This is a genomic window from Rhizobium sp. 62_C5_N11_2 (assembly GCF_051811185.1).
Classification (GTDB): domain Bacteria; phylum Pseudomonadota; class Alphaproteobacteria; order Rhizobiales; family Rhizobiaceae; genus Rhizobium; species Rhizobium leguminosarum.
The window spans coordinates 1,866,008-1,879,067 of the sequence record NZ_JBPWPW010000001.1; the positions used below are offsets into that span (position 1 = coordinate 1,866,008).

Consider the following 13,060-nt stretch of genomic DNA (forward strand, 5'->3'; position numbering starts at 1 on the left):
TCCTGAAACTTATTTCGCCAGCCGTCCGTCGACGATGGAATCGGACAAGGGGGCAGGGCGCTCCGTTGCCGTGGTGATCGTGACCGTTCGGCCGGTCGCGGCAGCGGTGTGGAACGCTTCCATGACTTCGAGCACATGCAGCGCCAGATCGCCATTGGCGCGATGCGGCCGGTTGGAGCGGATCGCATGCGCCATGTCGGCGACGCCGAGCGAGCGGTAGTTGCCGTCGGCATAGGGTGCTGTGACCGGCTGGTCCTCGAACGCACCGCCCTTCTTCAGATATTCCACAGGGCCGGCGAACTTGTTCGGATCGGGCACAACAAGCGTGCCCTCGGTTCCGTAGATTTCCAGCGGCACATGCTTGTGGCCGGCGACATCGAAGCTCATGGCGATCTGGACGACGGCGCCATTGGCAAAGGCCATCATGCCGGTGACATGGGTCGGCACATGCACGGGAATACGCTCGCCATTGCGCGGTTCGCTGGTGATCAGCCGTTCCGATCGCGGCGTCGTCGCAAAACCCGCCACCTGGGAAACCGGTCCGAGAAGATTGACGAGATCGGTGATGTAATAGGGCCCCATATCGAGCATCGGCCCGCCGCCGACTTCGTAAAAGAAGGCCGGGTTCGGATGCCAGCGCTCATGGCCCGGGCACATGAAGGTTGCCGAGCCGCCGACCGGCTGGCCGATGACGCCCTTGTCGATCAGGGTGCGGGCCGTCTGGTGGCCGCCGCCGAGGAAAGTGTCGGGGGCAGCGCCGATGCGAAGATTTCTCGCTTTGGCGGCTTCCGCCAATTTTTTCCCTTCCGCGAAATTAATCCCGAGCGGCTTTTCCGAATAGGTATGCTTGCCGGCCTCGAGCGCTTGCAACGCCACGGCAACATGGGCCTTCGGGATTGTCAGATTGACGATGATCTCGACATTGGGGTCGGCGAAAAGCTCCTCGACCGTCTTGACCGGAACGTTGAATTCCGCAGCCTTTGCTTCGGCCAGCTCCCGGTTGAGATCGGCGACGCCGCGGATGTCGAGAATGGGAAAGGATGCCATCGCCGTGAGATAGGCGCCCGAAATATTGCCGCATCCGATGATGCCGATACCGACCTTGTCCATGAATTCCTCCATTGATCGTGCTATTGATGGTGATTGGGGCGCCCGTCAGAGCGCCGGCCCCGTCGTGCTCCAGGGCGATTCGTAGAGTTCGTAGAGCGCCACCGCAGCCGCACCCTGCGCCCAGAAATCATCGGTCGAATCGTCGAAGACGAGTTCGCTCACGCCGCGCAGCGACGGCGGAATGGCGAGTGCATAGGCATCGCGCAGGCTGTTGAGAAAGGGTTCGCCGAGCGCCAGGCTCGACCCCACAAGAATGACCCGCGGCGGCGCAAACAGCGTGACGATATTGGCAATGGTCAATCCGACCGCTTCGCCGGCGCGGATGGCGGCACTGATCAGCCGGTCATCATCGGCCTTGATCAGCGCCTGGGCATGGTTCATGCCGCGGCCGAGACGGATCGCTTCGGCAAAACGCCCGTCGGCCTGCTGTTCGCCGAGGATCGCGCTTTCGCCGGCCTGGCTGAAAAGCCGGACGACGCCATTCGGTCCCATGCCGAGCACGAGGTCGCCGAGATTGTGGCTGAGGCCGCCGGCGCCACGAAACAGGCTGTTGCCGTGCAGGACGCCGAGCCCCAGCGTCTGCTCCAGCGAAATCAGCACCATATCCTCGAGATCGCGGGCCTTTCCGAACCAGTGATGGCCAAGCGTGATCGCGTGGGCGTCGCTTTCGACAATGGTCGGCGTTGCCAGCCGCGTCGACATTTCGGCGGCGAAATCGACATTGGTGTCGCGAAAGATCGGGCTGCTTCTTATATAGCCGGTGCGGTGCTCGATGACGCCGGGAAAGCCGAGGCAGACGCTGTCGACATCCTCCAGCGACAGCCCGGCATCGACGACACAGCGCCTGACCCCATCCTCGACCAGATCGGCGATGACGCCGATCGGCTGCCGGTCGATCCGGATCGGCAAGGCGAGCTTCGACAGCACGTCGCCGCGGAAATTAGTCACGACGAAAACCATCCTGTTGGCGGCGATCTTGGCGCCCACCACGCGGGCCGCATCGGGATTGAGCTCCAGCATCACCCGCGGCCGTCCGCGCACAGCCTCATTGCGGATATCGCCTTCGTGACGCGGGAGGATCAGCCCGTCGTCGAGCAGCGAGGCGGTGATGGCCGAAACGGTCGTGGTGGAAAGTTCGGTGCGTTCGCTGATCTCTATCCGCGAGATCGGACCATGGCGCCGGACGGTATCGAGCACGTTCAAGCGATTGATCGCGCGCATTAATTCTGGATCTGCGGTCTTCATCGGAATTAGCCAGGCGATCGTTTCGTTGGGGCGGAACCCAAATATTTTTAACGGGTTACGAAATAAATAGCGGGCAATTCTGCGGTCCTGTCAAGCGCATTTGATAAAAATAGAGGCATTGGGTTGACATTGGGTCAAAGCTCCGTTGAATTAATCCGCATAGGGGAAAAATTGTGAGGACAGCCCCCTGGGAGGAAAAATCATGAATTTTATGTTGAAGAGCGCCGGTCTTCGCGGCAGGCGCATCGCATCCATGGCCGCGGCTGCCGGCATGTTGCTGGCCGGGGCAGGTGCAGCCTCGGCGACGACGGTGGTCAAGTGGCTGCATCTCGAGCTCGACCCGAAATATGTCGCGGCCTGGGAAGACATCGTCAAGAAATACGAAGCCCAGCACCCTGACGTAGATATCCAGATGCAGTTTCTCGAAAACGAGGCCTTCAAGGCCAAGCTTCCGACATTGCTGCAGTCCGACGACGTGCCGGATTTCTTTTTCAGCTGGGGCGGCGGCGTCTTGAAGCAGCAGTCCGAGACCGGTGCGCTCCAGGATGTGACGCCGGCCCTCGATGCCGATGGCGGCAAACTGCGCAGCGCCTATAGCCCGGCTTCGGTCAGCGGCCTGACGTTCGAAGGCAAGACCTGGGCCATTCCCTATAAGGTCGGTCTGGTCAGCTTTTTCTACAACAAGGCGCTGTTTGCCAAGGCCGGCGTCAAGGCCGAGGACATCAAGAACTGGGCTGATTTTCTCGCCACGGTGAAGAAGATCAAGGCAGCCGGCATCGTGCCGATCGCCGGTGGCGGCGGCGAGAAGTGGCCGATCCACTTTTACTGGAGCTATCTCGTCATGCGCGAAGGCGGACAGAAGGTCTTCGAAGCGGCAAAGACCGGCCAGGGCGAAGGTTTCCTCGATCCCGCAATCATCAAGGCCGGCGACGACCTCGCCGAACTCGGAAAGCTCGAACCTTTCCAGCCCGGCTATCTCGGCTCGACCTGGCCGCAGGCGCTCGGCGTCTTCGGTGACGGCAAGGCTGCGATCATCCTCGGCTTTGAAAATACCGAGGCCAACCAGCGCAAGAATGCCGGCGACGGCAAGGGTCTCGCACCCGACAATATCGGCCGTTTCGCCTTCCCGGCAGTCGATGGCGGCGCCGGCAAGCCGACGGATACGCTTGGCGGTCTGAACGGCTGGGCCGTTACCAAGAAGGCATCCAAGGAAGCGATCGATTTCCTCGCTTTCCTGACGAGCGCGGAGAACGAGCGGGCGATGGCCAAATCAGGCATGCTTCTGCCTGTAGCCGTCGGCGCCGGTGACGGCGTCACCAACCCTCTGCTTGCCGAATCGGCAAAACAGCTGGCCGCCTCGACTTGGCATCAGAACTATTTCGACCAGGATCTGGGTGCGGCGGTCGGCCGTGTCGTCAACGACGTGTCGGTGGAAATCGTCTCCGGTCAGATGAATTCCAAGGACGGCGCCCAGATGATCCAGGACGCTTTCGAGCTGGAACAATAGCCAGCGCCTGCAGACCATTCCCGGCGCTCCCAACCAAGAACGGAGCGCCGGCATTGCTGCCGAAATGCCGAAAGCAGGATCCATGGCCAATATTTCAGTCCCGTCGATAACCACTGCCGCAAGGCCGGCAAAAAGAGCCGCAAACAGCAAGAGTTCAGTCGCACACGACCGGCTGGCGGTGCTGTTGATCTTCCTGCCGCCGGCGCTGCTGCTTTTCACGCTCTTCGTCATCATGCCGATGGGCGAGGCGGCCTGGTACAGCCTCTACAAGTGGAATGGCTACGGTACGCCGACCGAGTTCATCGCGCTGCGCAATTTCCAGGTTCTGTTCCGAAATGCGGCCTTCACGCAGGCGCTGGTCAATAACGGCCTGATCATCGTCATCTCGATTTCCATCCAGGTGCCGCTCGCCATCTGGCTGGCCACCATGCTGGCGCACCGCATTCCGGGTGTCGTCGGCTACCGCCTCATCTTCTTCCTGCCCTATGTGCTGGCGGACGTTGCCGCGGGCCTCATCTGGCGCTTCGTCTATGATGGCGACTATGGCCTGTTTGCCGCCGTTTCCAACTTCTTCGGCTTCGCCAACCCTTACGTGCTCGCCGACAAGGACGTGGCGATCTATGCCGTGCTTGGCGTGATCGTCTGGAAATATTTCGGCTTCCACATGATGCTGTTCATCGCCGGCCTGCAATCCGTCGACAAGAGCGTGCTGGAGGCAGCCGAAATCGACGGCGCCACTGGCTGGCAGAAGTTCCGTTACGTCACGCTGCCGCTGCTCGGCTCGACCTTGCGTCTTTCCATCTTCTTTGCCGTCGTCGGCTCGCTGCAGCTCTTCGACATGATCATGCCGTTGACGGGCGGCGGGCCGTCCAACTCCACGCAGACGATGGTCACCTTCCTCTATACCTACGGCGTCATGCGCATGCAGGTCGGCCTCGGCAGCGCCGTCGGCGTCGTGCTCTTCATCATCTGCGTGACGCTCGCCTTCGGTTACAAAAGGATATTCATGCGCCATGACTGATATGAGCTCTTCCATCCGCATGAGCACGTCGACACGCGTCTATCTCTACGTGTCGCTAAGCCTCATTGCCGCGATCGTGCTCGTGCCGCTGCTGACGACGGCGCTCGGCGGCTTCAAGACGCTGGGCGACCTGCGCACCAATCCCTTCGGCCTGCCGACAGAGTGGCAATGGGCAAATTACACCGATATTCTTTTCGGTGAACGCTACTGGCTGCAGATCGGCAATTCGCTAGTGATCGCCTCGCTCACCGTCCTGCTGACGCTGATCGTCTCGTCGATGGCGGCTTTCGCCTTTGCCCATGTCCGGTTTTTCGGATCGTCCTTCCTGCTCAATTATTTCCTGCTCGGCCTGATGTTTCCGGCGGCGACCGCGATCCTGCCGCTCTTCATCCGCATCCGCGATCTCGGCCTGCTCGATACCTATTGGGGTGTGGTGCTGCCGCAGGTGGCTTTCGGCCTTGGCATGAGCATCCTGCTGTTTCGAAACTATTTCCGCAACCTTCCGGAAGAATTGTTTCAGGCGGCCTTCGTCGACGGTTGCGGTTATCTCAGATTCTTCTGGCACATCTCGCTGCCGCTTTCGCGCCCGATCGTCGCCACTGTCAGCATCATTTCCTTCGTCGGCAGTTGGAACAGCTACATCCTGCCGCTGATCATGCTGAACTCGGAATCGAAATATCCCTGGCCGCTCGGCATCATGGTCTATCGCGGCGAGTACGGCACGGAGTGGCAGCTGGTGCTGGCCTTCATCACGCTGACCATCCTTCCCACCATCATCGTCTTTTTCGTCGCCCAGAGACACATCATCGCCGGTCTGACCGCCGGCGCCGTGAAGTCCTGAGCCGAACCGTTGGAGTGCAATCATGGCATCCGTTGAACTCACCGATATCAGCAAGACCTATGGCGCCGTCGACGTCATCCACGGCATTTCGCTTCATATTGAGGATGGGGAATTCGTCGCGCTGGTCGGCCCGTCCGGTTGCGGAAAATCGACGCTGCTGCGGATGATCGCCGGCCTCGAAGAGATCACCGACGGCGAAATCGCCATCGGCGGCAAGGTCGTCAACAGCTTGACGCCGCGCGAACGCAACATCGCCATGGTCTTCCAATCCTACGCGCTCTATCCGCACATGACCGTTGCTGAAAACATGGGCTTCAATCTGAAGCTCGCCGGCATTGCCAAACCCCAGATCGAGCTCCGGGTGGCAGAGGCTGCCCGTATGCTGGATCTCGCCGAGCTCCTCGACCGCAAGCCGGCCCAGCTTTCCGGCGGCCAGCGCCAGCGTGTCGCCATGGGTCGCGCTGTCGTGCGCAATCCGGCCGTCTTCCTGTTCGACGAACCGCTGTCCAATCTCGATGCCAAGCTGCGCGTGCAGATGCGCTCTGAAATCAAGACGCTGCACCAGAAGGTCAGGACGACGTCGATCTATGTCACCCACGACCAGATCGAAGCAATGACGCTTGCCGACCGCATCGTCGTGCTCAATCAGGGCAGGGTGGAGCAGCAGGGCACGCCGCTCGAACTCTACAGGAAACCGGCCAATCTCTTCGTCGCCGCCTTCATCGGATCGCCGGCGATGAACATGCTGGACGGCACGGTCGACGGCGAAAACGGTGAGCCGGCCGCCCGCCTCGGTGACGGCACGGCGATCCGCATCGCGCCCGACCGCAGGGTCAAGCCCGGCCAGGCCATCACCATCGGCCTGCGCCCCGAACATCTCGTTCCCGGTGTTGCCGCCGGCACGCCGCTCGCCGGCCGGACGATGCTGGTGGAACCGACAGGCGCCCAGACCCACGTGGTCTTCGATCTTGCCGGACAGCAGGTGACCGCCATCGTCGATGGCGAATATCCCGCTCGTTACGGCGCCGTGTTCGAGGCAAGTATTACCAGCGATCAGGTGCACGTCTTCGACCGCGGCACCGGTGTGGCGCTGTAGCCGGGGCGGTTTGCCCTACGGCTGTCCGATTTGCGGCGACGAGCGGGGAACGCGAGGGTGCGGCATATCCTCTTCTCCCCTCGGGGAGACGTGCCGGCAGGCGGATGAGGGGGCTGCACGGCACGCTCTCTCCTCATAACCTATCCCGCCATTCCGCCGCAGGCGTATGACGCGTTGTTGAAAAGACCAGCTTCGCCCCCTTATCCGCCCTATGGGCGCGTTCTGGCCGAGGGGAGAACGGATGAGCGGCTAAGCCATTTGGTTTCTCAACGATTTCCCCCGCCACCGGACGTTGCCAATGCCACAAGTTGCACTATTGTTTGTCCGGCACGCGAAAACCTGATGGTGGTTATGCCGGTAGTAACGCGACATCTCATTAACCGGGGTGACGGAGCCACGGTCGAGCTTTTTCATGCTCAAGCCGTAAGCGAAACGCCCGCAGGAGCAATCCTATTTGTCCACGGCAATCAGGGTGGCCGTCTGCTTGGAGGGATAGAGGCGGTCAACAGCGGCGCGTTGCTTCGGTTCTGTTCTGGTTTGAATATCACTGCGGCGGCAGTCTCGCAGCCTGGTTTTGGGGCGTCGGATGGCCCTCCGGATTTCTGCGGTCCCAAAACCCAGCAAGCGATCATAGCTGCTCTCGCCTTCCTGCAGGGCCAGCCTTTCGTCGATCCTGACCGAATTGTTCTCTATGGAAACAGTCGTGGCGCCGTTGCATCGGCAATGGTCGCCACCCAGGTTTCTGATCTGCGAGCAGTCATTCTGTCCAGCGGCGTCTACGATCTTGAAGTCGCTTATCACGAGAGTTCAGACGGTTTGCGCTGGGCTATCGAGAAAGAGGCGGGTCTATCGAGAGAGGCGTTTCTGGCTCGCTCTGCATTGCATTATGCGCCCGAAGTTCGGTGTGAGACGCTGTTGCTGCATGGAAAGCATGACGACCGTGCTCCTGTTGCCCAAGCCGAACTCTTCTCAAAAGCTCTGTCCAATGCCGGAGTCCTGGCGACGCTCCACGTCTTTGAGTGTGGACATCAGATTCCGAGGAACGACATGCAGGGAGCTCTCAGGCCCTTCCTGCAAAGGGTGTTCAATCCCGTCGTGACGTACCACTAAGGCCGCATGACAGCTTCGGGCAGCGGGAAAGTGACGAAAACCTAAAAGAGATCAAGCCCAAACCCGCCTCTTGAAGGAGGAGAAAAAAATGAAACGCATCGAGATGGAGGCGAGCGGCGGCTGCCAGTGCGGTGCCGTTCGCTACCACGCAACCGCTATGCTTGACAATTCGCATCTCTGCCATTGCCGCATGTGCCAGAAAGCCTCGGGCAACATCTTTGCCGCGCTCGTCGCCGCGCCCGATGATGCGCTCAGCTGGACACGCGGCAAGCCGAGCGTCTGGAAGAGTTCGGAGCTTGTCGAGCGCGGCTTCTGCGCCAATTGCGGCACGCCATTGTTCTTCCACCATCTCGAAAACGGTCGCACCAACCTGATGATCGGTTCGCTTGACGATCCGCACGCCTTTTCGCCGCTGGCCAATACCTGCACCGAGAACATGGTGGGATGGTTCGATACGATCACGGGCATAGAAAATACCGGTGCGACCGAAGACAACGGCGCCGACTGGGCCGCGGCGATCAAGGAGAGCAGCAACCAGCACCCCGATCACGATACCGCATCATGGGCGGTGAGGCGGCGTGATGGCTAAGTCCTATTCCGGCGGTTGCCAGTGCGGCGCTGGTCTGTTGTTGCTGCGAACCGGACAGCCGCCGGGCCACCCCGGCGGCCTAATGCCGCGATATATTATTCCGCCGCGATCCGTGTGACGCCGTTGGCCTGGACGATCTTTTCCAGCAGCGCGAGCTCTTCCTGGGAAAGATCCGTCAGCGGCGGGCGCACGGGGCCTGGGTTCTGCCCGAGGACGCGAAGGCCGGCCTTGATGATCGAGACGGCGTATCCCTTCTTGCGGTTGCGCAAGGCGACGAAGGGGAAGAAGAAGCCCTTCAGGATCTCATCGACAGTCGCCTGATCGCCGGTGCGCAAGGCGCCGTAAAAGCGCTGGGCGAGGGCGGGGACGAAGTTGAAAACGGCCGATGAATAGGTCGTCACGCCGGCCGCAAAATAGGCCTGCGCGTAAACCTCATGGGTCGGCATGCCGCCGACATAGACGAGACGGTCACCAAGCAGGGTGGTAATCTCGATCACCTTATCGACATCGCCGACACCGTCCTTGAAGCCGATCAGGTTCGGGCATTCCTCCGCCAGGCGCGCGATGCTGTCGGCCGAAAGAATGGCGTTGTCGCGGTTATAGACGATGACGCCGATGCCGACCGATTGGCAGACCGCCTTGACATGGGCGATGAGACCCGCCTGTTCGGCAAACATCAGATAGGGCGGCAACAGCAGCAGTCCGTCGGCGCCGGCCTTCTCGGCCGCGACGGCGATCTCGATGGCGAGTGACGTGCCGTAGCCGGTTCCCGAAATGATCGGCGTCTTGCCGGCCGACGCTTTGGCCGCCCGGACAACCTGCGGAATCTCGGCCGGATTGAGAGAGAAGAACTCCCCGGTGCCGCCGGCGGCAAACAGCGCAGCAGCGTCGTAACCGGAAAGCCACTCGACATGACGCCGGTACTTGGCTTCGTCAAATTTGAGTTGATCGTCGAAATGGGTCACCGGAAACGACAGGAGACCACTACCGACGGCCTTCTTCAATTCAATCGGGTTCATCATGAAGTCCTATTTATTAGGTGTTGAAAACCGGGTCACTCGCTGTCGAGCACTTGCAGAAGTGCAGCGATATAGCCGTAGCAGAAGGCAAATGCGGTGGCGGTTGGGTCCTTGCCGCTGACGGTCGGCACATGGTCGGGCATCAGCATGTATTTGAAGCCCACCTCCTTGTAGATCCTGGCCGAACGGACCATGTCCATGTCGCCTTCCTCAGGGAAGGTCTCCATGAAGGACAGCTTGCCGCCGCGAATATTGCGGAAGTGAACATTGAAGATCTTGCCGCGCTGGCCGAACCAGCGGATGACATCGTCGATCTCCTTGCCGGGATTTTCCAGCATTTCGCCGATCGAGCCCTGGCAGAAATTGAGGCCGTGATAGGGGTTTTCGCGCATCAGCACGAACTTCTTCAGGCCTTCCACCGTACCCAAGACACGCGTGACGCCGCGATAGCCCGGCGGCGTATAGGGGTCGTGCGGATGGCAGGCGAGCCGGACGCGGTTGCTTGCAGCGACGGGAACGACACGTTCCAGGAAATAGTCGATCCGTTCCCAGTTCTCGTCTTCGGAAAGCACGCCGGCAAGGCCGGGCTCGGCCTGCTGATCCGTCTTGTCCCAGCGGAAGCTGGCATTCAGCGATCCGCCGCGTCCCGGTTCATCCGGCGTGCGGGGAATGCCGATCAGGTTGAGATTGTACTTCACCGAAGGAATGCCGGCCGCCGCAACATTCTCGATCAGCTTGCAGACGGCGTCGATCTGTCTGTCGCGCTCGGGGCCGGCAAGCAGGATATCGGGATAGGAAGCCTTCTCGATCGGCTGCGAGGGCAGCGGCAATTGAATCATGTCGAGGATCAGGCCGAAGCTTTCGACCTTGTCGCGATGGCGCTCGAGGTCGGACAGCGTCCAGCTGCTCGGCTTTCCCGGCGGGTCGGCATTGATATGCTTCACACCCAGTTGCGCGAAGATACGATAATCGTCGTCATCCCGCGCGGCGACCTGTGTTCCCAGATACATTTGAGTCTCTTTCGAAATTACATAATGTCATATGACATAATATGAATTTTGAAGAGTGTCGAGCCCTATTGCTGCTCGGCGAGCATGCGGTAGCGGCGTTGGCTGGCCAGCATATGTGCGCGCATTGCCTGGCGGGCGCGTTCGGGATCCTGATCGGCGATTGCCGACAGGATTTCGACATGTTCGGCATAAACCTTCTGAAGATAGCTGCGGTCATTGGCCTCGGGGAGTGTTGGAAACTGGCCGCGGGGGATGGCTCTGGGGCCGAAATGGCGCAGGACATCGACATAGAATCGGTTGTTCGTGGCGGCGGCAATCGCCATGTGGAAGGCGTAATCCGCTTCCACGGTTTGCTGTCCGGTTTCAATCAGGTGCGCCATTCTGCGGTTGGCCTCACGGATTGCCGCCTCCTGCTCGGCGGTGCGGCGATAGGCGGCAATTGCCGCCGCTTCACCCTCGGCCGCCATACGAAACTCCAGCAACTCAAGGGTTTCCGGAATGCTTTTGATTTCCACCGGCGTCAGCGGCAGGACCGAATGCGCCTTCGGATCCGCGACAAAAACGCCTTTGCCCTGGATCGGCTTGACGAAGCCTGCCGACCTCAGATCGGCTATCGCCTCACGCACCACGGTGCGGCTGACGCCGAATGTCGCTTCAAGCTGCGGCTCGGTCGGCAGTTGATCGCCGACACGCAGCGTCCCCGTCTCGATTTGCGCCCGCAGTTGATCGATGACCTGTTGCGCCAGTCTTTGCCGGCCACCGCCGAATGTTGTCATTGTCCGTTCCCCCAATCCCTTTGCATCAAGTCTCCCGCTCGGGTCTTGCAAATCATATCAGACTTCGATAAATCATAATACGACATACGGGCGACATAATATGTCTTTTATAGTAGTCTAGGGAGGACTTACAATGAAGCATTTTTCTAAGGGCTTGTTCGTCGGCGCCGTCATCGGCGCCCTCACGATCGCTGCACCGCTCTCGCAGGCTGCCACCCCACAGGACCAGCTGGTGGTCGGCACCTCACTGGCGCAGGTTTTGTCGCTGGATCCGCAACAGGCGACCGAAGGCAAAGCGGTCGAGATCATGTCGAATCTTTACGATCGGCTGGTCGCCAGCACAGCTGACGGCAAGATTCTTCCGCAGCTGGCGGAAAGCTGGAAGGTTGACGACAAGGGCATCACATTTACGCTGCGCAAGGCCAATTTCGCCTCCGGCAACCCGGTCACCTCCAAGGATGTCGTCTACTCGCTGGCGCGGCTCCTGAAGATGGATCAGGCCGCCGCCGCCAATCTCAAGCGCGTCGGTTACGACAAGGACAATGTCGAAAAGCTCGTCAAGGCCGTCGACGACCAGACGGTGCGGATCGATCTCTCCGACCAGGTGACGGCGGAGCTTCTGCTCTACCGGCTGACGACGACCACCACCAGCGTGGTCGACAGCGTCGAGGTCGAGAGCCACGCCGTTGATAATGACTACGGAAACGCCTGGATGCGAACCCATTCGGCCGGCTCCGGTCCGTTCACCCTCAATCGCTGGTCTCCGAACGAACTGGTGATCCTCGATGCCAACAAGGACTATATGGCCGGGGCGCCGAAGATGCGTCGTGTCATCGTCCGGCATGTGCCTGAAAGCCAGGTCGAGCGGCTGATGCTCGAACGCGGCGATATCGATATTGCCAGCGCCCTGACCGCCTCGGATCTCGCGACCTTCCAGAGCAAGAAGGGCTTTGCCATCCAGCGTATTCCGACGGGCGGTTTCTATGTGCTGTCGATGAATGCCGGCAACAAATACCTCTCCAACCCGAAGGTTCGCGAAGCCATTGCCTACGGCATCGACTATAAGGGCATCGAAAAGACCATCATGGGTCCTTACGGCCGGGCCAGAAACGTTCCCGTTCCGGAGAATTTCGAATATGCGATCCCCAATCCCGATTGGCATCTCGACGTCGAAAAGTCCAAGCAGCTGCTGAGCGAGGCAGGCTTCAAGGACGGCTTCTCGCTTTCGCTGAAGACCATCGCGCAAACGCCGCGGATCGATCTTGCCACCGCCATCCAGGCATCGCTTGCCCAGGTCGGCATCAAGATCGACATCCAGCAGGGCAACGGCTCGGAAATCATCGCCGCCCATCGCGCCAGGGATTTTGATCTGCTGATCCCGCAGACCAGCGCCTATATGCCGAACGTGCTCGGCTCGATGGAGCAGTTTTCCTCCAATCCCGACAACTCGAAGGAAGCCAACAATGCCGGCAATTTCGTCTGGCGCTCGGCCTGGGACATCCCGGAACTTACGGCCTTGACCGCGAAAGCATCGATGGAACCGGACGCCAAGAAGCGCGGCGAACTCTACGTTCAGATGCAGAAGATGTTCGTCGAACAGAAGCCGGCGGTGCTTCCGCTCTTCGAGCGCTTTGAGCCGATCGTCCTGTCCAGCAAGGTCGAGGGATATGTGGGGCATCCGTCTCAGTTAACGCGTCTCGAGAACGTGACGAAGGTCGAAACCCAGTAATACTTCC

Annotated in this window: 12 protein-coding genes; 7 read left to right on the forward strand and 5 right to left on the reverse strand. The window is 60.4% G+C overall.

The features are described from left to right. Positions 1-9 precede the first annotated feature (9 nt). Together AB8B31_RS09520 and AB8B31_RS09525 are read right to left on the reverse strand one after the other, a co-directional pair. Positions 10-1,110 (reverse strand): Gfo/Idh/MocA family protein, encoded by a 1,101-nt coding sequence (locus AB8B31_RS09520; protein ID WP_131703118.1) that lies wholly within the window; start codon positions 1,108-1,110, stop codon positions 10-12. A gap of 45 nt (positions 1,111-1,155) precedes the next feature. Continuing rightward, positions 1,156-2,355, reverse strand: coding sequence for an ROK family transcriptional regulator (locus tag AB8B31_RS09525; protein ID WP_003559245.1), 1,200 nt, complete (start codon positions 2,353-2,355; stop codon positions 1,156-1,158). 202 nt (positions 2,356-2,557) lie between these two features. Here AB8B31_RS09525 and AB8B31_RS09530 point away from each other — a divergent pair, with 202 nt between their 5' ends. From AB8B31_RS09530 to AB8B31_RS09555, 6 genes are all read left to right on the forward strand, one after another. Further along, the gene (locus AB8B31_RS09530) at positions 2,558-3,862 is read left to right on the forward strand and encodes an ABC transporter substrate-binding protein (protein WP_018241949.1); all 1,305 of its coding nucleotides are present in this window, start codon (positions 2,558-2,560) and stop codon (positions 3,860-3,862) included. Positions 3,863-3,944: 82 nt separating this feature from the next. Then, complete coding sequence (locus tag AB8B31_RS09535; RefSeq protein ID WP_131703119.1) at positions 3,945-4,883, forward strand: carbohydrate ABC transporter permease; 939 nt, start codon at positions 3,945-3,947, stop codon at positions 4,881-4,883. Then, complete coding sequence (locus AB8B31_RS09540; protein ID WP_003539503.1) at positions 4,876-5,724, forward strand: carbohydrate ABC transporter permease; 849 nt, start codon at positions 4,876-4,878, stop codon at positions 5,722-5,724. Before AB8B31_RS09535 ends, AB8B31_RS09540 begins: the two co-directional genes overlap by 8 nt. A 22-nt stretch (positions 5,725-5,746) precedes the next feature. After that, the gene (locus AB8B31_RS09545) at positions 5,747-6,820 is read left to right on the forward strand and encodes an ABC transporter ATP-binding protein (protein WP_439007436.1); all 1,074 of its coding nucleotides are present in this window, start codon (positions 5,747-5,749) and stop codon (positions 6,818-6,820) included. A 342-nt stretch (positions 6,821-7,162) separates the two neighbouring features. Continuing rightward, positions 7,163-7,930: an alpha/beta hydrolase family protein gene (locus AB8B31_RS09550; protein ID WP_131703121.1), complete on the forward strand. Its 768-nt coding sequence runs from the start codon at positions 7,163-7,165 to the stop codon at positions 7,928-7,930. An 88-nt stretch (positions 7,931-8,018) separates the two neighbouring features. Beyond that, entirely contained in the window at positions 8,019-8,519 is a 501-nt protein-coding gene (locus tag AB8B31_RS09555) for a GFA family protein (RefSeq protein ID WP_028731958.1), read from the forward strand. A gap of 95 nt (positions 8,520-8,614) precedes the next feature. Here AB8B31_RS09555 and kdgD read toward each other — a convergent pair whose 3' ends face one another. From kdgD to AB8B31_RS09570, 3 genes are all read right to left on the reverse strand, one after another. Further along, complete coding sequence (gene kdgD / locus AB8B31_RS09560) at positions 8,615-9,541, reverse strand: 5-dehydro-4-deoxyglucarate dehydratase (protein WP_028731957.1); 927 nt, start codon at positions 9,539-9,541, stop codon at positions 8,615-8,617. 32 nt (positions 9,542-9,573) lie between these two features. Then, on the reverse strand, positions 9,574-10,548 hold the full coding sequence (locus tag AB8B31_RS09565) for a mannonate dehydratase (protein ID WP_018445415.1): 975 nt from the start codon (positions 10,546-10,548) through the stop codon (positions 9,574-9,576). A 65-nt stretch (positions 10,549-10,613) separates the two neighbouring features. Continuing rightward, a complete protein-coding gene (locus AB8B31_RS09570; protein WP_018241956.1) occupies positions 10,614-11,324 on the reverse strand; it encodes a FadR/GntR family transcriptional regulator in 711 nt (236 codons plus the stop codon). A 133-nt stretch (positions 11,325-11,457) separates the two neighbouring features. Between AB8B31_RS09570 and AB8B31_RS09575 the strand changes: the two genes are divergently transcribed. Then, positions 11,458-13,053, forward strand: a complete 1,596-nt coding sequence (locus AB8B31_RS09575) for an ABC transporter substrate-binding protein (protein ID WP_130652344.1) — start codon at positions 11,458-11,460, stop codon at positions 13,051-13,053. Positions 13,054-13,060 lie beyond the last annotated feature (7 nt).

What these genes read in the sequence shown, in the direction of transcription:
- AB8B31_RS09520 (WP_131703118.1), bottom strand. Translation starts at nt 1,110, where the DNA reads ATGGACAAGGTCGGTATCGGCATCATCGGATGCGGCAATATTTCGGGC.
- AB8B31_RS09525 (WP_003559245.1), bottom strand. Translation starts at nt 2,355, where the DNA reads ATGAAGACCGCAGATCCAGAATTAATGCGCGCGATCAATCGCTTGAAC.
- AB8B31_RS09530 (WP_018241949.1), top strand. Translation starts at nt 2,558, where the DNA reads ATGAATTTTATGTTGAAGAGCGCCGGTCTTCGCGGCAGGCGCATCGCA.
- AB8B31_RS09535 (WP_131703119.1), top strand. Translation starts at nt 3,945, where the DNA reads ATGGCCAATATTTCAGTCCCGTCGATAACCACTGCCGCAAGGCCGGCA.
- AB8B31_RS09540 (WP_003539503.1), top strand. Translation starts at nt 4,876, where the DNA reads ATGACTGATATGAGCTCTTCCATCCGCATGAGCACGTCGACACGCGTC.
- AB8B31_RS09545 (WP_439007436.1), top strand. Translation starts at nt 5,747, where the DNA reads ATGGCATCCGTTGAACTCACCGATATCAGCAAGACCTATGGCGCCGTC.
- AB8B31_RS09550 (WP_131703121.1), top strand. Translation starts at nt 7,163, where the DNA reads ATGGTGGTTATGCCGGTAGTAACGCGACATCTCATTAACCGGGGTGAC.
- AB8B31_RS09555 (WP_028731958.1), top strand. Translation starts at nt 8,019, where the DNA reads ATGAAACGCATCGAGATGGAGGCGAGCGGCGGCTGCCAGTGCGGTGCC.
- kdgD (WP_028731957.1), bottom strand. Translation starts at nt 9,541, where the DNA reads ATGATGAACCCGATTGAATTGAAGAAGGCCGTCGGTAGTGGTCTCCTG.
- AB8B31_RS09565 (WP_018445415.1), bottom strand. Translation starts at nt 10,548, where the DNA reads ATGTATCTGGGAACACAGGTCGCCGCGCGGGATGACGACGATTATCGT.
- AB8B31_RS09570 (WP_018241956.1), bottom strand. Translation starts at nt 11,324, where the DNA reads ATGACAACATTCGGCGGTGGCCGGCAAAGACTGGCGCAACAGGTCATC.
- AB8B31_RS09575 (WP_130652344.1), top strand. Translation starts at nt 11,458, where the DNA reads ATGAAGCATTTTTCTAAGGGCTTGTTCGTCGGCGCCGTCATCGGCGCC.